Here is a 20506-nt window from a genome sequence, read left to right as displayed (position 1 = left end):
TGCTTAAAGGAAGCCGATCGATATCCATGGAAAGATTGCAACGATAATCAAGCCTGCCAGCAGGGCCAGCATGTAACCCCAGATCGGGCGGATGCCCTCGGCGGGATCGACGCGGCCAATGGCGCAGGCCGCATAATAGCCGACGCCGAAGGGGGGCGCGAACAGGCCGATGCCCATCGCCAGAATGATAATCATCGCATAGTGAACTTCGTGCACGCCGACGGCGCCGGCAATCGGGAACAGAAGTGGACCGAACAGCACGATGGCCGGAATGCCTTCGAGCACACTGCCAAGCACGATGAAAGCCAGGATCGAAACGGCAATGAAGCTGGCAGAGCCCCCGGGCAGGCCGGTCATCGCGGCTGCCAGCGCCCGGGAAAAGCCCGACTGGGTCAGCCCCCAGGCCATGCCGGTCGCCGTTCCGATGATCAACAGGATCGCGCCGGAAAGGCAGGCGGTCTCGATCAGCATCGGTACCAGCCGCCGCCAGTCGAACTGGCGGTAAATCGTAAGGCCGACGACAAAGCCGTAGACGATGCCGATAGTGGAAACCTCGGTCGCAGTCGCAACGCCTTCGACCACCGCGGCGCGTATCACGAAAGGCAACGCGAGCGCGGGCAGGGCGATGACGAAGGCGCGGAGAACTTCCGACCTCGTAGCCCGTTTGACATGGCTCAGATCCTCGCGACGATAACGCCACCATACCAGCGCCGAGAGCGTGATCGCGCACACAACGCCGGGCAGGAGGCCGCCGGTGAACAGCGCCGAGATCGAGACGCCGGTCACCGAGCCGATGGTGATCAGCACGAGGCTCGGAGGAATGGTTTCGGTCTGCGCGCCGGTCGCCGCCAGCAGGGCGACGAGATCGCCGGGACGTGCGCCGCGCTCCATCATTTCGGGGAACAAGACCGGGGCGACTGCGGCCATATCGGCGGCCTTTGAACCGGAAATGCCCGAAACCAGATACATGGCGCCGACCAGCACGTAGTTCAGCCCGCCGCGAACATGGCCGAGCAGGCTCGCCAGAAACGTCACCATGGCCCGTGCCATGCCGGTCATTTCGATCAGAAGGCCCAGGAATACGAACAAGGGCACCGCAAGCAGGATCAGGTGGCTCATGCCCTCGTCCATCCGGCCGACCAGCACCATCAATGGCGTGCGCGTGGTCAGCGCGAGATATCCGAACGTCGCGAGCCCGAACGCGAATGCAATGGGCACGCCCGCAAAGACGCAGAAGCCGACCACGCCGACGAAGAAGATGACGAGGTTAAGGTTGCCGAGCGGCTTCAGCCATGGCGAAGCGAACCAGAACAGCGCCACCAGAGCCGCCACTGAAAATACCGCCTTGATGACAAGCGCAGCGTCGCCAACCCGCATCAGCCGCAGGAAGGCAAAGAGCAGCATCAGGCAGGTGCCGACCGGCAACGCCGCGGCGCGCCAGCTGTTGGAGATTTGCAGCGCCGGTGTCGTGATGAAGCTCTCCTCGTAGGCATACTGGTAGCTCGGGCCGACTATCAAAAGCAGAAATGCCAGCGCAGCGCAGGTCGCGAGCACATCGAGATAGGCGCGGAGAGCAGGCCCGGCGTTCGCAACTCCCGCCGTCATCCGCATATGCTCGGAGCGGCGGAAAGCGACGACAGCGCCGAGCATCGCGAGCCACAGGAAAAGGATCGAGGCTAGTTCGTCCGACCAGATCAGCGGCTGCTGCAACACGTAACGCGCCACGATGCCCGCAAACAGTGTGATGATCTCGGCCAAGACAAGCAGCGCGGCCGGAATTTCGACCAGCATGCCAACGGCATTCTCGAGCCGGGCGGCAGCCGTCCGGCGGCGAGGAGGGGACACCGCCTCACCGGCCGCCATCGCCTGCGCCGCCCCGGCATTCACCATCTTCGTCAGCCTTCGTTGCGCGCGTCAGGACAATTTGCCGACGGATTTCTCCAGGATCGACCAGGCCTCGTCACCGTATTTGCGCTTCCATTCGGAGTAGAAGCCCGCTGAGCGCAGCTTGTCGCGGAATGGCGTCAGATCCGGCTGATTAAAGACCAAGCCCTTGGCTGAGAGATCCGCCCGGACGGTCTCGTTGAGCTTTTCGGTGTCGGTACGGGCCTTCAGCGCCGCGGCATTGACGTTCTTCTCGACGATCGCGCGCACGTCCGGTGGCAGCGCGTCCAGGGCCCGCCGGTTCGCCAGGAACCAGTAGCCGTCCCACATGTGGTTGGTCAGGGAGCAGTATTTCTGAACCTCATAGAGTTTGGCAGTCGCAATCAGCGCCAAGGGATTTTCCTGGCCCTCGACGATCTTGGTCTGCAACGCCGAATAGACCTCGTTGAAATTGATCGAGGCGGGCGCCGCATCGAACGCCTTGAACATCGAAGTCCACAGCGGCGATACCGGCACGCGGATCTTGAAGCCCTTGAAGTCGGCCGGGCCGGTGATCGGCTTGGTCGAAGACGTGGTCTGACGGAACCCGTTATCCCAGATCTTCTCGAACGCGACGATATTGGCCTTGGCGATTTCCTTGCGCACATAGGCGCCGAGATCGCCGTCCATGGCCTTCCAGACGGTCGGATAATCCGGGAATGCAAATCCCATCCCATTGATCGATGCCGCCGGCACCAGGATCGCCAGGATCAGGCCGGACATCGTGAAGAACTCGACGCCGCCGGACCGGAGCTGGCTCAAAACGTCCGTATCCGCGCCAAGCTGATTGTTGGGAAAAATCTGCAGATCAAATCGGCCGTTGGTCTCGGTCTTGATCGCCGCCGCCATCTCACGGGCACGGACATTCAGCGGATGCGTGTCAGGCAGGTTATTGGCGAACTTGTAAGCGAATTCGGCTTGCTGGGCCCGCGCCACCAGCGGCGCGCCCAAGCCGCCCAATACGGCCGAGGCAGCCGTAGTCTTCAATAACGAACGTCGCGAAAAACCCATCTCGTCGTCTCCCAGATCGTCCTTCTTATCGGCTTCCTGCGGGAAGCGTCCCGATCGCTTTTTGCCCGCTTTCAAAGGAAATACCAAGCGCAGTTCTTTACGCTTTTTGCCACGGTCCCAGCCGCATGTTGCAGGGTTGTTCCAATACCGCGGGCACACGGCAGGATCGATTTCCCATTTCGCTGGAAGCTGAGGATTTGCATACAAATGTCTGGAATCTATGTGGAATCGAATGTTCCATAATATACCTTATGCGAATCATGGATGCTGCCGCTGGCGACGCCTGGACTTGCCAGCCATCCCAAGGAATCGGTTCTTGCGAGGCCGGCGTGGCCTTGCAAGAGCCTTGCTAGCCGAAAGATGCAGATCGCGCGTTGAAACGAAACCGCCAAATCCGAATTGCACGATGCGGGGGCCCATACCTTCCTTCCTCGAAGGCAACAAAGGAGAAGGACGATGCGCCCTGCTAGCTGGCGAGCCGCAATGGTGTCGGCCCTCATCGTTATGACGATCGGAGGTTTTGCTTTTGCAGCCGGTCAATTTGCTTTTGCAGCCGGTCAATATGACCCAGGCGCGACCGACACAAGCATCAAGATCGGCAACATCATGCCTTATAGCGGCCCCGCCTCCGCCTATGGCGTGATCGGCCGCGTAGAAGCCGCCTACTTCCACAAGGTCAACGTCGACGGTGGGATCAACGGGCGCAAGATCGATTTCATATCCTACGACGACAGTTACAGTCCACCGAAGGCCGTCGAGCAGGCTCGCAAGCTCGTTGAGGATGACCGGGTGCTGCTGATCTTCAATTCGCTGGGCACGCCCAGCAACACCGCGATCAGGCCGTATATGAACCATAAGAAGGTGCCGCAATTGTTCGTGGCAAGCGGCGCGACCAAGTGGAATGACCCGAAGCACTTTCCCTGGACCATGGGATGGCAGCCCAGCTACCAGGTCGAGGCCGGCATCTATGCAAAGTATATCCTAAAGCAAAAGCCGGACGCCAAGATTGCGGTCCTCTATCAAAATGACGACTACGGCAAGGATTACTTGAAGGGCCTCGAGGACGGTCTCGGTGACAAGGGCAAGAGCATGATCGTTGCCGAGCAAGGCTATGACGTATCGGAGCCTACGGTCAGCTCGCAGATGGTCAACTTGCAGGCCTCCGGCGCCGACGTTTTCGTCGATATCGCAACTCCCAAGTTTGCGGCGCAGTCGATCCAGAAGGCTTACGAGCTCAAATGGCATCCGATGTTCATTCTGAACAATGTCAGCGCTTCCGTCGGCAGCGTCCTGAAGCCGGCTGGGTTTGATGCGTCACAAGGGATTATTTCGGCGACCTATCTGAAAGATTCGACGGATCCCGAATGGAAAACCAGCGCCGACATGAAGGCTTGGAATGTCTTCATGGATAAATATGCTGCGAGCTACGATAAGTCCGACGCATTTACCGGCTATGGGTATGCGATCGCGCGCACCATGGTTCAGGTGCTCAAACAATGCGGTAACGACCTTACCCGCGCCAATGTCATGAAGCAGGCGGCGAACCTGAAAGACTTTGACCCAGGCCTGTTGCTGCCGGGCATCAGGATCAACACCAGCCCGACCGATTTCGCACCGATTCGGCAATTGCAGCTGATGAGCTTCAAAGGCCAAACCTGGCAACGGTTCGGACCCGTTATGAGTGGCGAAGCGAGCGGCGGACAAGGCTAGGCTACCCGTCCGAGGGGCCGCTGCTAGCGGCCCCTGAAGCGCGGCTTGCGCCGCTCCAGGAATGCGGCGACGCCCTCTTCGTGATCTTCGGTCATGGTCGCCAGGGCGAACTGGTCGACATCCATATGGCTCGTGAGATCATCGAGCGCGTGCGTCAGGCGGTTGATGGTGAGTTTGGTCATCGCTGCCGAGATCGGCGGCTGGCGCGCGAACCTGCCGGCGAGCACCATCGCCGCCTCGAAAGCAGAGCCGGGCTCAGCGACCTCTTCCACCAGGCGCCAGGCGTACGCCTCCTCGGCGGAGATGCGCTGATCGGCAAGGATCACCGCCTGCTTGGTGCGCGCCGGACCCATCAAGTGCAAGAGGCGCGGAATGCTCTGCCAGCTCATGTTCATGCCGAGCCCGATTTCGGGAATACGGACATGGGCGGCGCGGCTCATGACACGGAAGTCGAGTGCGACCGCCAGCGCAATACCACCGCCGATGCAGAAGCCTTCGATGGCTGCGATCGTGATCTGTTCCATGTCCTGCCAGGCCCGGGCGAGCCGGGGGCCGAGCTTCAAATGCCGGCGCAGAGCGCCGATATCCATCGACTTGCGTGAGCGGCCCTCGGCGTCCCTGAGATCAAAGCCTGCACTGAACGCTTTCGGCCCACCGGTTAACACGACGACCGATGTGTCGGCGTCGTCCTCAAAGCTGCGGGCTGCGCGGGTCAGTTGGCGCATGGCTTCCGGGGACAGGGCGTTGATGCCGTCGCCACGGTCGAACCGTACCACGGCGATGCGACCTTCGGGCCCAAGGCCCTTTTCAATGCTGACGAAATCCGCCATGGGCCCTTCCCGGTTCAGCGTTGCTATTTCCGAAGCGCGTAGTTGCCCGGACCGAACGCGGCGAGGACCGCAAAGAGGCCGATCAGCCCAAGGTTCTTGCCAAAGTTGATGGTTTGGCCCACGACCTGCGCCGGCGGCGAAGCCCAAAAATTGTGGAACATCACGCTCGCCAGGATCGTGAACACGATAAACGCGAGCGCCGCATAGCGCGCATAGATGCCGAGGATAAGCGCCAGGGAACCCCCGAGTTCGATCGCGATCGCGCAGGCCGCCAGAACGCTGCCGAAACCACCTGCGCCGCCCGGAAGCCGCCCCGCGGTGACTTCGAAGGCCAGGACTTTCCCGATGCCGCTGTAGATGAAGAGCGGAGTTACCAACAAGCGCGCAGCGAGCAGCACCTTGTCCTGCGTGGGTGTCGTCATTCCCGGAGTCGTCATCCTGTTTTCCCCCTCTATGAATGAAAGCTATTCAGCCGGCGCCACGCTGGCGGTGGCGCCGGCGCCTTGCACCGAAAGCGAACCGATCACCAGAGCCGCCACGATGGCGGCGCCGCTGATCGCCCAAAATACCGCCTGCTGGCTTCCCGTCACCTGTTGCAGAAAGCCGATGACGAACGGCCCAAGGATACCGCCGACGCGCCCTACCCCAAGCTCCATGCCGACACCGCTGGCGCGAAAGCCCGTCTCATAGGAGTTGGCCGTGAAGTTGTTGAGAACATGCTGGGCCCCGATCACGCAGAATCCGGCGACCGCGACGACCGCGAAGTTGAAGGCGTGTCCGTTGACGAACAAGAGCGAGCCAACCGCCATCCCCCCAATGATCCACCATGCGCCAAGCAGGCGCGGCGTTGCGGCAAGTCCGCGGTCGGCGAGCATCGCCAGCGTCAAGCCGCCGACAAAAGACGTCGCCTGCATCAAAGCGCCATAAGCAAAGCCCGAGGCAAAGGTCTCGCCGCGAGCGATCATCACGGTGGGAATCCACCCGACCAGCCCGAAGATGGCAAACAGCGTCAGGAAGGCCGTGATCCAGATCGTCAGGGAAACGCGGCGGTAGCGCGGTGCAAGCAGGGCGGCGATGGTGTTTTTGGGCGCGGCCCGTTCAGGGCTGCGAAACGTCGCATTGGCATAGACGCTGTTCCGATCGGGGCGCAGCCGCACCATCAGCGCCCGCAGCTCCTCAATGCGACCGCGCGCGGCCAGGAATTTCGGGCTCTCCGGCAGCACGGCATGGACCAGAAGCGTCAGCGGGATCGACGCCGCGCCGACGAAATAGAGAATCTGCCAGCCATGGGTCGGTGTCAGGAAAACCCCGACCAATCCGGCGAACACACCACCCAGCGACCAGCCGAACGTCACCCCCCACAATGAGAAAGCGTTGCTGACTCGCGGCGGCGCGAGTTCATTGATGAAGGTGGTGCCGAGCGGCAGCAGCACGCCGAGCCCAAGCCCGGTGAGAAATCTCAAGCCGCAGAAGCTTGCAAAGCTGTTGGCAAAAATGGCCGTCGCAAGCGTCAGGAGATTGACGATCCACAAGCCGGCCAGCAGCGTCTTGCGGCGCCCGTAACGATCGGCGACCATGCCGTGGCCCATCGCCCCGACCAGAAAGCCGATCAATCCGGAACTGACCAAAAAGCCGGCCTGGCTGGGCGACAGACCCCACGGCTGCCTGACATACTGAATGACATAGGCCGGATTGAACGTGTCGTAGCCATCGAACATGGTGATCAGCGTGACCATGGCGCCGAGCATCCTGTGCAGAGGCGTGATAGCCGCGCCTGCCAATTCTTCGTGGATATCGACTTCGTTCCCCGAACCCATGCTTCGCCTCCCCCTCATCGCTTTGCTTATCGCTCGCTCGTTCGCCGCTCCCGCTTCTACCGGCGGGTGCGCGGCGGCTTCATTTCAGCTTGAACAGCGCCCTCGCATTGTCGCGTCCGATCTTCTGACGGTCGATCTCGGAGATCGGCGCCGCATCGAACCAGTCCGAGGCGTGGTCGATATTCTCGAACGGCCAGTCGGTCGAAAACAGGATGCGGTCCGAGCCGATCTCAAGCAAGGCATCAATCAGCGTCTGGGTACGGAAATTTCCCGATGTCGTGATGTAAAAATTTTCGCGGAAATACTCTCCGATCAGGCGCTTGGCCGGATAGTTGTTTTGCACCCGCATCCACTTGTTGTGGTTGTCGATCCGCCACATCGAATAGGGCAGCCCCTCCCCCATATGTCCGATCACGATATTCAGTCGCGGATGCGCATCGAACAATCCCGAGCCCATGAGCCGCAGCGCATGAACGGCGGTTTCCTGCCCGAACGCCCAGGATGGTCCAAGCAGCCAGCGATGACCTTCGTAGATCGCCGCATCCTTCGGCAGCGGATTGCGCGGATGCAGATAGAACGGCACGTCGAGCCGCTCGACCTCCGCCCAGAACGGCCAATACGCCTTGATATCGTAATAGATCCCGGATGGACTGTCGGCTATCTGGCTGAAACCATTGACCAGCGCGCCGCAAAAACCGAGCTCCTTCACGCATCGAACGAGTTCCCGCGTTGCGAGTTCAGGCGTTTGCATCGGCAGCGCCGCGAGGCCGGCAAAGCGCGTCGGCTGGCGAACGATTTGCTCAGCCATGAAGTCGTTCGAACGCCGCGCGACGTCGTCGGCCTTCTCGGGATTCGGTATCGCCTGTACCGCCGGAGCGTTGAGCGACAGCAGCATCATCTCAATGCCGTGCGCATCCATTTCCCTTAAGCGGCGCTCCTGAATATCGAGCAGTCGCCCCTTCAATTCGGGCCAATCTGCTTCAGGTGCAAAGCCGGCGCTGTCCTGAAGGGTCTCCGGAATCGCAAAATGCTCCTCCAGCGCCACCTTTCCCTGCATCGCAGCACGCCTCCCCTTTTTTCGGCTTCTTCAACAGTTAGGCAGTACACTGTCCATTTGGCAAGTTCAAATCTGCTTGTTCGTTGCAGTGGATTGCCCCCGCACGCCACCCGGCAGCCGAGAAGATATCCGAAGTCAGAACCTGGCTGCGAGCGTCGGCTTGACCGGCTGCGGTCCGAAGCCGAGAATGGTTGTTCAGTTCTCCCATGGCCCAACCTTGCATTGCCTATGACCGACCACGATCATCATCATGACGACCATTCGGAGCTCTCCGAAACCGAACTGCGCGTGCGCGCGCTTGAGACAATTCTGACCGAAAAGGGTTATGTCGATCCCGCGGCACTGGATGCGATTATCCAGGCCTACGAGACCAAGATTGGTCCGCACAATGGCGCACGGGTCGTCGCCAAGGCTTGGTCAAATCCGGCCTTCAAAAGGGCCTTGCTGGACGATGCGAGCAAGGCGGTCGGCACGCTCGGCCATGTCAGTCGGGTCGGCGATCACCTCATCGCGGTCGAGAACACGCCAGAGCGGCACAATATGGTCGTTTGCACGCTGTGCTCCTGTTATCCGTGGGAAATGCTCGGCTTGCCGCCGGTCTGGTACAAGGCCGCCCCCTATCGTTCGCGCGCGGTGAAAGATCCGCGCGGCGTGCTCGCCGATTTCGGCGTCAGCCTGCCCAAGGAAACCGAAATCCGCGTTTGGGACTCGACCGCCGAGACGCGTTTTCTGGTGTTGCCGATGCGCCCCAAAGGCACGGAAGGCTGGAGCGAGGCGCAACTCGCTGAACTCGTCACGCGGGACTCGATGATCGGTACGGGGTTTCCCAAGCTACCCGGAGCGCCCTCATGAACGGTGTGCACGACATGGGTGGCATGGATGGTTTCGGCAAGGTCGAAGCCGAAATCGACGAGCCGACGTTTCACGAGAGGTGGGAAGGCCGCGTGATGGCGATGGTGCGCGCTATGGGCGCAGCCGGCGCCTACAACATCGATACCTCCCGCTTTTACCGCGAAATGCTGCAGCCGCAGGTTTATCTGAGGAGCTCCTATTATCAGAAATGGCTGCTTGGCCTTGAACACAATCTGGCGGACAAGGGTTTTGTGACCGAGTCTGAACTCGCGGCCGGCCACGCGAAGACGGCTGCAAAGCCGCTCAAGAACGGTCAGTTCGGGCTCGATGATGTCGAGCGCATCATGGTGCGCGGCTGCTTCGAACGCACACCGCAAGCAGCCGCCAAATTCAAGCCCGGCGATCGCGTGCGGGCGAAGAACATGCACCCGCTCACGCATACCCGCCTGCCCCGCTACGCGCGTGGGCATGTCGGCGTGGTCGAACGCATTCTGGGCTGCCAGGTTTTCCCGGATTCGGCAGCGATGGAATTGGGCGAAAATCCGCAATGGCTTTACAATGTGGTTTTCGGCGGCACCGAATTGTGGGGGACGGATGCCGATCCCACCCTCAAGGTCTCGATCGACGCCTTCGAGCCCTATCTGGAGCCGGCATCATGACCAGCGCCGCCATTGACCGGGCAACGCGCGCTCTGCCGGACCTGCCACGGGACGAGGACGGGCCCGTATTTCGTGAGCCCTGGGAAGCGCAGGCCTTTGCGATGACGCTCTCGCTTTACGATCGCGGCCTGTTCAGCTGGAACGAATGGGCCGCGGCGCTCGCCGATGAAATCAACATCGCGCAGGCGGCTGGCGATCCCGATACGGGGACAACCTATTACCGGCACTGGCTCAATACCCTGGAAAAAATGATCGCCAGGAAAGGTGTAGCAACGATCGAGACCCAGCATCGCTACCGCGACGCCTGGGACCATGCCGCCGACCGCACACCTCACGGCGCGCCGATCGTCTTGAGGCCCGAGGATTTTCCGCCCAGCGCTTGAGCGATCGACCGGCAGGCATGTTCTGATCCCAAGGAATTGGCGCGTAGCGTTCTGGTTTCTCTGGGAGCTGCGAACTTATTGCGGCATACAGAGCCGGAGATAATTTAGCCGTCCGGTGCCCAATGACCCCTTCCCGCGATATTTCCCGCCTGATCGAGATCATGGCGCAACTTCGTACGCCGGTAACCGGCTGTCCCTGGGACCTCGAGCAGAACTTCGAGACAATTGCGCCCTACACGATCGAAGAGGCCTATGAGGTCGCGGACGCTATTGCCCGCAAGGATCTCGACGATCTCAGAGACGAACTCGGCGATCTCCTCCTCCAGGTCGTCTATCACGCCCGCATGGCCGAGGAAGAGAAAGCGTTCGACTTCGGCGATGTGGTCGAGGCGATCTGCCGGAAAATGATCCGGCGCCATCCGCACGTTTTCGCGGACAAGAATGGCAATATCGCTGCCGCCGGCGTCAAGAGCGCATGGGAACGCATCAAGGCCGAGGAAAAGGCCGAACGCGCCGCGCGGCGTCCCACCGAAACCATCGCTGCCAGCTCGCTGTTGTCGAACGTCAAGGCCGGGCAACCGGCTCTCACCCGCGCGATGGAGTTGCAGCGCAAGGCGTCAACGGTCGGCTTTGACTGGAACGACCCGCGCGCGGTCCTGCATAAGATCCGCGAGGAGGCCGACGAGATCGAGGCTGCGCTCGATCACGGCGACAAGGCAGAACTCGCCGCAGAAACCGGCGACCTGCTGTTCGCACTGGTCAACCTCGCCCGCCATGTGGATGCCGATCCCGAAATGGCCTTGCGCGGTGCCAATGCCAAGTTCGAGCGCCGCTTTGCCTATATCGAACGCGCGCTGGCCTGCCAGGGCAGCTCGCTCGATGCGGCGACGCTTGCGCAGATGGATGCGCTCTGGAATGAGGCGAAGGCGAACGAAACCCGGTCATCGTCGCGGCCAAGCGAGTGAATCGAGCGCCTGCCGGGATTTTGTGACCGCAGACTTGATTTGTGAGGTCGCGTGCTGACAAGCAGCGCGTAACTCGTATTTGCCCGATTTCTCTTCCAGTTCGGCCAGTGACGGCTGCAGCGTTCGTCTTGAAACCGATTCGCCGCTTCGTCGATTTCAATGGCTCGAGGCGATCTTCCTTCGACCGATCGGCCAAGAACTCCGCGCTCGCGTTCTCGCCGATATGCCCCTTCTGCGGCAATCGCTGACTGACGATCAAGGTCGTTGTCGAAATGCCACACACGTCGACAACATTCTGGGAAACGCAGAAAACGCCTAAAAAGGCATCAGTTGATTTCCTTTTGCGCTTCTCGGCAGCTTCGCCGCAGCGCACATTCCCTAACAGTAATTTTTGAGATTCAGAAAATTGCCTTTGCGGCTGCTGCGCCGCCAAAGTCAAGCTTGAGGACCGAGATGAGGAAAGTTGCTTCATTCGCAATGATGCTGGCGTTTGTTTCGGGATCGGCCTTCGCGGCCGACCTGCCGGTGAAAGCCTTACAGGCGCCGCCGGCACCAACCTTCGACCCCTGGGATGTGGCCTTCGGCGGCGCATTGATGAACGATTATGTTTTCCGCGGCATCACGCAGTCTAATCATCAACCGTCGGTAGCCGCTTATTTCGAGCCCCGCTACAACATCAACAAGGATCTGCAGCTCTATGTCGGCTCGTCCACGGAGAGCATTTCCTTCGCCAACCGTGCGGCCGCCGAAGTGGACATCTACGGCGGTATTCGCCCGACCTTCGGCGCCTTCGCGCTGGACTTCGGTGTCTGGGGCTATCTCTATCCGGGCGGCAGTTGCGCCGACAATGTGCTGACTGGCGGCATTCCAGGAGGCAACGTCTGTCCGGTCTCGACCGACACGATCTTCCTTGCCAACGGCAACGTCATGAAGAAAGACGTCAGCTTTTATGAGGTTTATGGAAAGGCCAACTACACGGTCACCGACAACTGGCAATTCGGTGTCACCGAGTTCTACACGCCGAGCTTCCTGAACTCCGGCGCCTGGGGCAATTACGCTTCGGTCACAGGAAAATACACGGCGCCGTCGACTACGTTCGGCAAGAGCGGGATCGGGATGTACGTTTCCGGCGAATTCGGCCGGCAATGGCTCGGCACGTCGGACTCGTTCTATGGCGTCAACAGTCCGCTTGGCAATTTCTCCGCCGGAATTCCCTACGCCAGCTACAACACCTGGAACGTCGGCATCGGCTTTACCTACAAGACGTTCACTTTGGATTTTCGCTATTCCGGTACCGACCTGTCGAAGGGAGATTGCAACGCCTTTACCAGCGCCTTCAACGCGTCCGGCACCGCCAATGTCACCGCGATCAATCCGGGTGGCGCAGGCTCCAACTGGTGCGGTGCGGCCGGTATCGTCAAGCTCTCGGCTGACCTAACCGCAATGAGCAATCTGAAATGATCTTCGGGACCAGGATGTTGGCACCAGGGGCGGCGGCAGGGTTTGCCGCCCTCCCTCGCTGAGAAGGGTTCGGGTCGAATTCTCTTCGCTCGACGCTTACAGTGATCGCGTTCAAGCGTGATCAGCTTCGAGCGGAGTTCGGCCTCACGGTCGACAAAGTCAAATCTCGGTCTGAAGTAGACCGTGTGGGCTTGGGTTTGGCTTGTTCTCGCCCGTCATGCGAGCACACGCAGTGCTCTTGATCGCGACACGGTTTTGTCCAACAGTGCGCTAAGCAAAGGCGCAACGGGTTGGAATGTCGGTGCTTGAGGCTGTCGAAAAACTGGAAATCCGTGTTCTGGTGGACAACTCCACCGATACGCTCTCGTCAAACCCCGCTTTCGTCGAAAGCGAGAGCGCGTATATCGGCCGGCGCGGGCTCACGCCTTCCGCTCGATGCCTGTGCTGTGCCGCCCATGGCCTGTCGTGCCTGGTTACCGTGCACCGCGGCGGCGCTAGCCGTGCCTTGCTGTTTGATTCTGGACCGGAGGATTACACGTTCCAGCGCAACGTCACGAGGCTTGCAGTCGATCTCGGCGCGGTCGAGACCATCGTGCTGTCGCACGGACATTGGGATCATGCCGGAGCAATGCTGCTTGCGCTCGGCATGATCCGTTCGCGCAACGGCGGCGCCAAAGTGCCGTTCTATGCCCATCCCGGCATGTTCGTAACCCGCGGTGTCCGCCAACCGAACGGCGCCGTGCGACGGATGGACGATGTGCCGAGCGCCGTCGAGCTAGCCGATTTCGGTGCCGAGTTGATGGTGACGACCGAGCCGCAAGCGTTGCTCGGCGGCCTATTTTACGTCAGCGGCGAAATTCCGCGCGAGAGCGGGTTCGAGCGGGGTTATCCCGGGCAGGTCAGGCGGACTGCTGCCGGCTGGGAGCCCGATGAATTATTGATGGATGAGCGCTGGCTCGCTGTGAACGTGGCCGGAAAGGGACTGGTCGTGCTCTCGGCTTGCTCGCACGCCGGCATCGTCAATGTGTGCCGGCACGTCCGCGCGACGTTTCCCGGGCTTCCCATCCACGCCATCATGGGAGGCCTGCACTTGTCCGGTCCAAACGAGGCGATTATTCCGCAGACCATCGAAGGTCTGAAAGAGTTCGGTATCACGACCATTGCGGCTGGCCATTGCACCGGCTGGCGCGCCATGACGGCGCTGGCGAATGCCTTTCCAGACGCGCTCGTTCCGACCGCGGTAGGCAAGCAGTTTACGTTTTAGAAGCAGCCGCGCCGGCATCGACGCTCCTTGAACTTTTCGCAGCATCCCCGCCCGTGACGTAGCGCTCAGGCATCTTCGCAAGCGCGACGAACTCGGGGCGCGGCGAGGCGACCGGCGGAGGGTCTGTCCAAGATGATGCCGGCTGTTGGCCCCATAGCCGGCCTGTCTCCTGCGGCTCTCGATAATCGCCTTCGGAGAGAGCCGGTCCAGCAATTCCGGGCGGACGACTACGGTCCGTTGGGCACCGCATCGAAGCGGTTGATCACGAGATCGCGCTTGGTCTCATCGACACGCACGGTCATCTCGTAGCGACCGTCGAGCAAATTCTTGTCCAGAACTTCAGAGTTGCGATGCAGCCAGCTGATGCCCGCGCCGTCGGCGGCATCGATCGACAGATGCAGCGTCGTGCGCTTCGCCGCCAGCAAATCTTCGATTGCGGCCAGTAGGCGATCGATCCCCTCCCCGTTTTCGGCGGAAACCAGGAAACAGGGCCGGTCCGGAGGACGACGCGCGGCCATATTCGTGACGTTTTCGCGCTCTTCCGGCGTCAAGCGATCGATTTTGTTCCAGACTTCAAGAATGCGCTGCCCGCCTGCCGGATCGATGCCGAGCTGACGCAATACGGCTTCCACATCCTGCTCCTGTGCCTCGCTGTCCTCGTGCGAGATATCGCGGACGTGAAGAATGATGTCAGCTTCCAGCACTTCCTCGAGCGTGGCGCGGAATGCGGCGACCAGTTGGGTAGGCAGGTTGGAAATGAACCCGACGGTGTCCGACAGCATCACCTTGCCGCCATGCGGCAGATTGAGCGCGCGCATGGTCGGGTCAAGGGTCGCAAACAGCATGTCAGCTGCCTGGACGTCGGCGCGGGTCAGGCGATTGAAAAGCGTCGACTTGCCGGCATTGGTGTAACCGACCAGCGCCACCACGCGGTAGGGTACGCGCTGCCGTCCGGCACGATGCAGCCGCCGCGTCGCCTGGACCTTCTTCAGCTCATTTTCGAGCCGCGTGATCCGCTCGCCGATCATGCGGCGGTCGGCCTCAATCTGGGTCTCGCCGGGACCGCCCATGAAGCCGAAGCCGCCGCGCTGGCGCTCGAGGTGCGTCCACGACCGCACCAGACGGCTGCGTTGGTAATTCAAGTGCGCGAGCTCAACCTGAAGCGCGCCCTCCTTGGTCTTGGCGCGACGTCCGAAGATTTCGAGGATCAGCCCGGTGCGGTCGAGCACTTTCGTCCGCCACGCCTTTTCCAGATTGCGCTGCTGGATCGGCGACAGCGCGCAGTCCATGACCACGAGTTCTGCCTCGTGGCTGGCGACAAGGCCGATGATTTCCTCGACCTTGCCCTTGCCGAGATAGGTCGCAGGCCTGATCTGACTGACCGGCGCGATCAGCGCCCCGGCAATCACAAGATCAATGGCGCGCGCGAGCCCTACGGCCTCTTCGAGCCTTGCTTCCAAGCCGCGGCTGACACCAGAATCCTCCCGCGCGTCCGGGCCTGCCCGGCGCGTGCGCAAGTAGGGGCCGATGACAATCACCCGCCCGGTTTGCTTCCCCATCGCCGACCGCGGACGGTCGGCTCCCCCGTCAGAAGTTCGGGGTTCCAAATCAGCTTACTCTCAAGCCGGTGCATCCTCGCCGCCTTCGAATAACTGGATCGGCGCCCCCGGCATGATGGTCGAGATCGCATGCTTGTAGACAAGCTGTGAGTGACCGTCGCGCCGCAGCAGCAGGCAGAAATTGTCGAACCATGTGACAATGCCTTGCAGCTTGACCCCGTTGACCAGAAAAATCGTGAGTGGCGTTTTGGTTTTTCGAACGTGGTTGAGGAAGGTGTCTTGTAGATTTTGTGCGCGGTCTGCCGCCATTGTTTTTATCCCGCAGGTCTCGGTGCTTCTTCTTGTTGAACCGACGGCCACTTTCTGACGAAGCAGTCCTTCGGCTATCGGCTCCCTGAGATCCCCCTCCGGGGAGCACGATGGTGTGATTAGAGGGCAGGCTTTGCTATTAGGCAAGCAGCTTCGCGCGTGACCAGCGGGCCAAGAGAGGCCAATTCCCAAAAGAGCTGCAAAAACAGGCCGAAATTCCGCCGCCGAGCCTCATCCACAGCGCAAAAGAGCTACCCGACGCCGAGCGCCTTGAGCTTGCGATGTAAGGCCGATCGTTCCATACCGACGAATTCCGCAGTACGGGAGATGTTGCCGGAAAATCGGCTGATCTGGGCCATCAGGTAGTCGCGCTCAAATACCTCGCGCGCCTCCCGGAGTGGGAGACCCATGATGTGCTCACCGTTGTTGCTGGTCGGCATCGCCGGTACCATCGAACCGACATCCTGCGGCAGCATATCGGCTGTAATAATCACTTCCGGTCCACCACCCGCCAAAATCATCACCCGCTCGACATTGTTGCGAAGCTGGCGGACGTTGCCCGGCCAGACATGCGACTGCAAAACCGCCATCGCGTCCTGACCGATCTGGCGTTTCGGCAGGCCGGTCGCGGCTGATATCTGATCCATGAAATAGTCGATCAGCTCGGGTATATCCTCGCGACGTTCCGACAGCGGCGGAACGCGGATCGGCACCACCGACAGGCGGTGGTAGAGGTCCTCCCGGAAATGACCTGCGGCAATCTCTTCCTCGAGATTGCGCGCGGTCGAGGAAATGATGCGAACATCCACGCTGACCTTGGCGGTGCCGCCCTGGCGCTGAAACGTCTGATCGACGAGAACCCGCAGGATCTTGTTCTGGGTCTCGCGCGGCATGTCGCCGATTTCGTCGATGAACAGCGTGCCGCCGTGCGCTTCTTCCAGCGCCCCCGTCTTGCGCGCGTGCTCGCCGTTGGGCTCGACACCGAAGAGTTCGATCTCCATGCGCTCGGGCGTAATCGCGGCCGCATTGATGACGACGAACGGGCCGTCGGCACGGGTGGACATGTTGTGCAACGTGCGTGCAGCAAGCTCCTTGCCGGAACCGGACGGGCCGACGATCAGAATCCGGCTGTTGGCCTTGGCGGCGCGCTCGATGGTCTGGCGCAATTGATTCATGCAGGCCGAACGGCCGGTCATGACGCTCGCGGCCGGCGCCAATTGCTTGAGTTCTTTCACCTCACGCTTCAGCCGCGAGGTTTCCAGCGCCCTGGTCGCCACCAGGATCAGGCGGTCGGACTTGAACGGCTTCTCGATGAAGTCATAAGCGCCGCGCTTGATGGCCGCGACCGCGGTCTCGATGTTGCCGTGGCCGGAGATCATCACACCAGGAAGATCGGCATGGTCCCGCTTGATCTGCTCCAGCAGTTGCAGCCCGTCGAGCTTGCTGCCTTGCAGCCAGATGTCGAGAAAAACCAGGCTCGGACGCCGGCTGGCGATCTCTGCGAGCGCGGAATCGCTGTCCCGCGCCGTCCGCGTCGCAAATCCCTCGTCGTCGAGAATCCCGGCGACCAGGTCACGAATGTCCGCCTCGTCATCGACAATCAAAATATCACTTGCCATAGGAGACGCCCGTATTCTCAATTGCCCGTTGCGGCTTCAATTCTGTTTTTTTCATTAGTCGTGTCTGATGATCCTGCGGTTTCTTCCGTGGGCTGCTTTGTTTCGGCGGGCGCAGCGACCGTTTCGGCACGGGGGGGTACGCCCTCCACCGGTACCGCTTGGCCCGAGATCGCGAATCGCAGCCGCATCCAGGCGCCCCGCGCACCGGGCCGCATTTCCGATGCATCGTGCAGTTCGATTCGGCCGCCGTGGTCTTCAAGAACGCGGCCGACGATCGCAAGCCCGAGACCGGTGCCCTTTTCACGGGTCGTCACATAGGGTTCGAGCAGGCGCGCGCGGCTGGTTTTGGGCAGGCCAATTCCATTGTCGACCACGTCAATCACGATATCGTCGCGGTCGCGCGCGGCGATGACGTCGATGCGGCCCCTCTCCAACTCACCGGCCGGAACCGCCTCGATCGCCTCGCTGGCATTCTTGATGATGTTGGTCAGCGCCTGCGAAATCAGGCGGCGGTCGAACTTCGCCCGTAGAGGCTCTTCCTTGATTTCGGCGTTGATATCGACGTCCGGATGACCGACTCGCATCAGGAATACGGCCTGGCGCACGGTGTCGGCAACGTCTTCCCCTTCGATGACGGGCTTGGGCATTCGTGCAAAACGCGAGAATTCATCGACCATCCGCCTGATGTCGTCGACCTGCCGCACGATCGTTTCGGTACACTGTTCGAACACCGCTTTGTCTTCGGTGATTGATTTGCCGAATTTGCGGCGGATGCGCTCGGCCGAGAGCTGAATCGGAGTCAGAGGATTTTTGATTTCGTGAGCGATCCTGCGAGCGACGTCGCCCCAGGCTGAAGTTCGCTGCGCGGAGACGAGCTCGGTGATGTCGTCAAGAGTGATGATGTAGCTGTCGCGGCTCTGGCTCGTCTGTTCGGCGGTGACTCGCACCGACAGGATTCTCTCGTTGCCCTCGCGGTTGATCGTGATCTGGCCCTGTACCAGCCGCTGGGTTCCTTCCCGGGCCGTTTTCATCATCTCGTCGAGTTCGGGAAGCACGTCGGACAGAGGATGATCCAGCGTTTCCGATTCGACATGGCCGATCAGCTTTTCCGCCGAACGATTGAGAATGCCAACGCTGCCCGAAGCATCGACGCCGATGATGCCGGCGCTCGCCGATGACAGCACCGCCTCGATAAAGCGCCGACGGCTGTCGATCAGTTCGCTCGCATTCACGAGTTCGTCGCGCTGGGTACGCAGTTCCTGCGTCATCTTGTTGAAGGTCTCGCCGAGTTGCGCAAGATCCCCCTCCGAGCGAAGCACCGGCACCTGCACCTTGAGGTCGCCGGTCGAGACCATGTTGGCGGCCCCCATCAGCCGGCGGATCGGCGTCACGAGACGGTTGGCGAAATTCAGGCCCAGCAGGATCGAGGCCATCAGGATGGTCAGCGCAATCACGGCGAAGATCAGCGCGAAGTTGACCTGGATGCCGAGCCTGCGCGACTCGATTTCCGCATATTCGGCGACGCTCGCCTCGGTCTGTTTCAACTGATCGACGACATGCGGATCGAGCGGACGAGCGACATACAGAAAGGTATCCTGGAACGAGCGCAGCCGGATCAGAGCCGCAACATAGTTTTGCTCAGGCAGGACCGCGATCTCTGGTTCATCTTCCTTGACCTTGTTCAGGAAGTCGGCCGGCGGCTCGGCGAACGCGAGCGGAATTCCGGTTTGCGCGCTTTCAAGAACGTGCCGATCCTTGTCGATCAGCATGGCCCCCGGCAAATTGCGGGAAGCGGCGCTTGCGGTGAGGAATTCGCGGAAGGATTGGCGGTCCTGGTCGTAAAGCGGCCGGGCGTGCGCGATATCATTCGCCATCCCGAGAATGTCGCCACGGATGAGATGGGCGTGTTCCTCGACATAGGCCCGCGCGATGATCAGGGAATTTTCGATCACCGCCTTGGTCGGGCCGGAAAACAGTCGGTCGAAGCCGCGGTCGATCGTGATGTTGGCGGCGACCGCGACCAGAACGGCGGGCAGCACCGCGATGATCGAGAACAGGCTGACCACCTGAACGTGCAGCCGCGCGGCTGCGCGGCCGCGCCGGCGCGCCTGCATCAGCTGCCAGACCTCGCGGAAGATGATGCCGAGCAGCACCAGAATGGTGGCGCCATTCATCAGGATGAAGGACACCGCGACCTGGCGCGTCGGCTCAATCCGGGTCAGGCCCGTCAGGACGACAAAGGTCAGGACAGCCGAGAGCAGCGCCAGGCCGATGGCAATCGGCGCCAGCAGTCTCATCAGGGAGCGCCCCTTGGGCTCAGCGAGGGACGGATCGAGTTGTGCGGCCGAGTTGTCTACGCTGGTCATTCCGGCAAATGATGCGATGAAGGCGGATCGCCCGCGCCTGACTTGCGGACTGATGCAATCATATCACATTGTTGCCGATACACTACAGTGCCAAATAGCTGTGTTTTCTGAGTGTCTTACAAATTTCAAGGACTTGTTTCGGCCACGATCTATCAAACCGTCACGCACTCGGGCGCCCTACAAAGGTCGATCGATTTTATCCTTTCGGGCCCGCGCGCCCGCCCCACAGTGCCGGACGGTTTGCCTCCCGGGGGCGTCTAAAAGGGTCATTTGCCGCCGCCGTTAGCAGCCTGCTGCCGCCCTTCCGCAAAGCCTCGGGCAACCGCGATCACCCAACTTTTGGAGTCCCCGCCGCGCCTACCGCTAATCCGCCCGCGGTACGCTTGCCCCGTCAACAAATGGAACGTCGACTGCCGGCCATCTGACTCACCAACGGAGAGGCCGGTAAGCGCTCCGCTTTTGAATGGGGCGTCCACCCTTTGCAGCACCTGAGCAGACGGCCATCCCTGTCGCCGATTGGCTCCAGAGCTATCGCGTCGACGACGTTGGATTCGTAGCACCTGACTGTTTCGGGAGACGCCAACTCGCTTGCACGACAGGACCAGTTGCTCGAGGCAGAATGCTCGCACGGGTGCCTCGAGGCTGCGATTTCGCGCCTTCAAGGGAAAGCTTGGAACCCGCTAGGAACAAGTTCAACTGGTAGCCGTTTGCCATGCGCCTT

17 protein-coding genes are annotated in these 20506 nt (G+C 61.1%); 7 read left to right on the top strand and 10 right to left on the bottom strand.

Annotation, left to right across the window (positions count from 1 at the left end; all coding sequences use genetic code 11):
- Nucleotides 1-3: 3 nt before the first annotated feature.
- Both NEZ08_RS11105 and NEZ08_RS11100 read right to left on the bottom strand, forming a co-directional pair.
- Nucleotides 4-1890: a TRAP transporter large permease subunit gene (locus NEZ08_RS11105; RefSeq protein ID WP_298106775.1), complete on the bottom strand. Its 1887-nt coding sequence runs from the start codon at nt 1888-1890 to the stop codon at nt 4-6.
- A 24-nt stretch (nt 1891-1914) separates the two neighbouring features.
- Entirely contained in the window at nt 1915-2934 is a 1020-nt protein-coding gene (locus NEZ08_RS11100) for a TRAP transporter substrate-binding protein (RefSeq protein ID WP_298106773.1), read from the bottom strand.
- 504 nt (nt 2935-3438) lie between these two features.
- On the opposite strand from NEZ08_RS11100, the gene NEZ08_RS11095 reads away from it, so the two are divergent.
- Nucleotides 3439-4644 carry an ABC transporter substrate-binding protein gene (locus NEZ08_RS11095; RefSeq protein ID WP_298106790.1) on the top strand — a complete coding sequence of 402 codons (1206 nt, stop codon included), beginning with the start codon at nt 3439-3441 and terminating at the stop codon, nt 4642-4644.
- A 23-nt stretch (nt 4645-4667) separates the two neighbouring features.
- Here NEZ08_RS11095 and NEZ08_RS11090 read toward each other — a convergent pair whose 3' ends face one another.
- The 4 genes from NEZ08_RS11090 to NEZ08_RS11075 all read right to left on the bottom strand — a co-directional run bounded on the left by NEZ08_RS11090 (nt 4668) and on the right by NEZ08_RS11075 (nt 8348).
- A complete protein-coding gene (locus NEZ08_RS11090; protein WP_298106771.1) occupies nt 4668-5474 on the bottom strand; it encodes an enoyl-CoA hydratase/isomerase family protein in 807 nt (268 codons plus the stop codon).
- Between the two features lie 23 nt (nt 5475-5497).
- On the bottom strand, nt 5498-5896 hold the full coding sequence (locus NEZ08_RS11085; protein ID WP_298106769.1) for a DoxX family protein: 399 nt from the start codon (nt 5894-5896) through the stop codon (nt 5498-5500).
- 42 nt (nt 5897-5938) lie between these two features.
- Nucleotides 5939-7291 (bottom strand): MFS transporter, encoded by a 1353-nt coding sequence (locus NEZ08_RS11080; protein ID WP_298106767.1) that lies wholly within the window; start codon nt 7289-7291, stop codon nt 5939-5941.
- 79 nt (nt 7292-7370) lie between these two features.
- Nucleotides 7371-8348, bottom strand: a complete 978-nt coding sequence (locus NEZ08_RS11075; RefSeq protein ID WP_298106765.1) for an amidohydrolase family protein — start codon at nt 8346-8348, stop codon at nt 7371-7373.
- Nucleotides 8349-8576: 228 nt separating this feature from the next.
- Between NEZ08_RS11075 and nthA the strand changes: the two genes are divergently transcribed.
- The 6 genes from nthA (at nt 8577) to NEZ08_RS11045 (ending at nt 13932) form a co-directional block, all read left to right on the top strand.
- A complete protein-coding gene (gene nthA / locus NEZ08_RS11070; RefSeq protein WP_298106763.1) occupies nt 8577-9200 on the top strand; it encodes a nitrile hydratase subunit alpha in 624 nt (207 codons plus the stop codon).
- Nucleotides 9197-9859, top strand: coding sequence for a nitrile hydratase subunit beta (nthB, locus tag NEZ08_RS11065; RefSeq protein WP_298106761.1), 663 nt, complete (start codon nt 9197-9199; stop codon nt 9857-9859). Before nthA ends, nthB begins: the two co-directional genes overlap by 4 nt.
- A complete protein-coding gene (locus tag NEZ08_RS11060; protein ID WP_298106760.1) occupies nt 9856-10242 on the top strand; it encodes a nitrile hydratase accessory protein in 387 nt (128 codons plus the stop codon). The genes nthB and NEZ08_RS11060 overlap by 4 nt, the downstream gene beginning before the upstream one ends.
- Nucleotides 10243-10364: 122 nt before the next feature.
- Nucleotides 10365-11207 (top strand): nucleoside triphosphate pyrophosphohydrolase, encoded by an 843-nt coding sequence (gene mazG, locus NEZ08_RS11055; RefSeq protein ID WP_298106759.1) that lies wholly within the window; start codon nt 10365-10367, stop codon nt 11205-11207.
- A 453-nt stretch (nt 11208-11660) separates the two neighbouring features.
- Nucleotides 11661-12668, top strand: a complete 1008-nt coding sequence (locus NEZ08_RS11050) for a TorF family putative porin (protein WP_298106758.1) — start codon at nt 11661-11663, stop codon at nt 12666-12668.
- A gap of 301 nt (nt 12669-12969) precedes the next feature.
- Nucleotides 12970-13932, top strand: a complete 963-nt coding sequence (locus tag NEZ08_RS11045) for an MBL fold metallo-hydrolase (RefSeq protein WP_298106757.1) — start codon at nt 12970-12972, stop codon at nt 13930-13932.
- A gap of 227 nt (nt 13933-14159) precedes the next feature.
- Here the strand turns inward: NEZ08_RS11045 and hflX are convergent, their stop codons facing one another.
- The 4 genes from hflX to NEZ08_RS11025 all read right to left on the bottom strand — a co-directional run bounded on the left by hflX (nt 14160) and on the right by NEZ08_RS11025 (nt 19785).
- Nucleotides 14160-15539: a GTPase HflX gene (gene hflX, locus NEZ08_RS11040; RefSeq protein WP_298106756.1), complete on the bottom strand. Its 1380-nt coding sequence runs from the start codon at nt 15537-15539 to the stop codon at nt 14160-14162.
- Between the two features lie 12 nt (nt 15540-15551).
- Entirely contained in the window at nt 15552-15800 is a 249-nt protein-coding gene (hfq, locus tag NEZ08_RS11035; protein ID WP_006020546.1) for an RNA chaperone Hfq, read from the bottom strand.
- A 251-nt stretch (nt 15801-16051) separates the two neighbouring features.
- The gene (locus NEZ08_RS11030; protein WP_298106755.1) at nt 16052-17419 is read right to left on the bottom strand and encodes a sigma-54 dependent transcriptional regulator; all 1368 of its coding nucleotides are present in this window, start codon (nt 17417-17419) and stop codon (nt 16052-16054) included.
- Nucleotides 17420-17436: 17 nt separating this feature from the next.
- Nucleotides 17437-19785, bottom strand: a complete 2349-nt coding sequence (locus NEZ08_RS11025; RefSeq protein ID WP_298106754.1) for a PAS domain-containing sensor histidine kinase — start codon at nt 19783-19785, stop codon at nt 17437-17439.
- Nucleotides 19786-20506: the final 721 nt, after the last annotated feature.

The organism is Bradyrhizobium sp., assembly GCF_027451485.1.
Lineage (GTDB): Bacteria > Pseudomonadota > Alphaproteobacteria > Rhizobiales > Xanthobacteraceae > Bradyrhizobium.
The sequence above is the reverse complement of the archived record's forward strand: the minus strand, read 5'-3'. Positions and strand labels throughout refer to the sequence as shown.

What these genes read in the sequence shown, in the direction of transcription:
- NEZ08_RS11105 (WP_298106775.1), bottom strand. Translation starts at nt 1,890, where the DNA reads ATGGTGAATGCCGGGGCGGCGCAGGCGATGGCGGCCGGTGAGGCGGTG.
- NEZ08_RS11100 (WP_298106773.1), bottom strand. Translation starts at nt 2,934, where the DNA reads ATGGGTTTTTCGCGACGTTCGTTATTGAAGACTACGGCTGCCTCGGCC.
- NEZ08_RS11095 (WP_298106790.1), top strand. Translation starts at nt 3,439, where the DNA reads ATGACGATCGGAGGTTTTGCTTTTGCAGCCGGTCAATTTGCTTTTGCA.
- NEZ08_RS11090 (WP_298106771.1), bottom strand. Translation starts at nt 5,474, where the DNA reads ATGGCGGATTTCGTCAGCATTGAAAAGGGCCTTGGGCCCGAAGGTCGC.
- NEZ08_RS11085 (WP_298106769.1), bottom strand. Translation starts at nt 5,896, where the DNA reads ATGACGACACCCACGCAGGACAAGGTGCTGCTCGCTGCGCGCTTGTTG.
- NEZ08_RS11080 (WP_298106767.1), bottom strand. Translation starts at nt 7,291, where the DNA reads ATGGGTTCGGGGAACGAAGTCGATATCCACGAAGAATTGGCAGGCGCG.
- NEZ08_RS11075 (WP_298106765.1), bottom strand. Translation starts at nt 8,348, where the DNA reads ATGCAGGGAAAGGTGGCGCTGGAGGAGCATTTTGCGATTCCGGAGACC.
- nthA (WP_298106763.1), top strand. Translation starts at nt 8,577, where the DNA reads ATGACCGACCACGATCATCATCATGACGACCATTCGGAGCTCTCCGAA.
- nthB (WP_298106761.1), top strand. Translation starts at nt 9,197, where the DNA reads ATGAACGGTGTGCACGACATGGGTGGCATGGATGGTTTCGGCAAGGTC.
- NEZ08_RS11060 (WP_298106760.1), top strand. Translation starts at nt 9,856, where the DNA reads ATGACCAGCGCCGCCATTGACCGGGCAACGCGCGCTCTGCCGGACCTG.
- mazG (WP_298106759.1), top strand. Translation starts at nt 10,365, where the DNA reads ATGACCCCTTCCCGCGATATTTCCCGCCTGATCGAGATCATGGCGCAA.
- NEZ08_RS11050 (WP_298106758.1), top strand. Translation starts at nt 11,661, where the DNA reads ATGAGGAAAGTTGCTTCATTCGCAATGATGCTGGCGTTTGTTTCGGGA.
- hfq (WP_006020546.1), bottom strand. Translation starts at nt 15,800, where the DNA reads ATGGCGGCAGACCGCGCACAAAATCTACAAGACACCTTCCTCAACCAC.
- NEZ08_RS11030 (WP_298106755.1), bottom strand. Translation starts at nt 17,419, where the DNA reads ATGGCAAGTGATATTTTGATTGTCGATGACGAGGCGGACATTCGTGAC.
- NEZ08_RS11025 (WP_298106754.1), bottom strand. Translation starts at nt 19,785, where the DNA reads ATGACCAGCGTAGACAACTCGGCCGCACAACTCGATCCGTCCCTCGCT.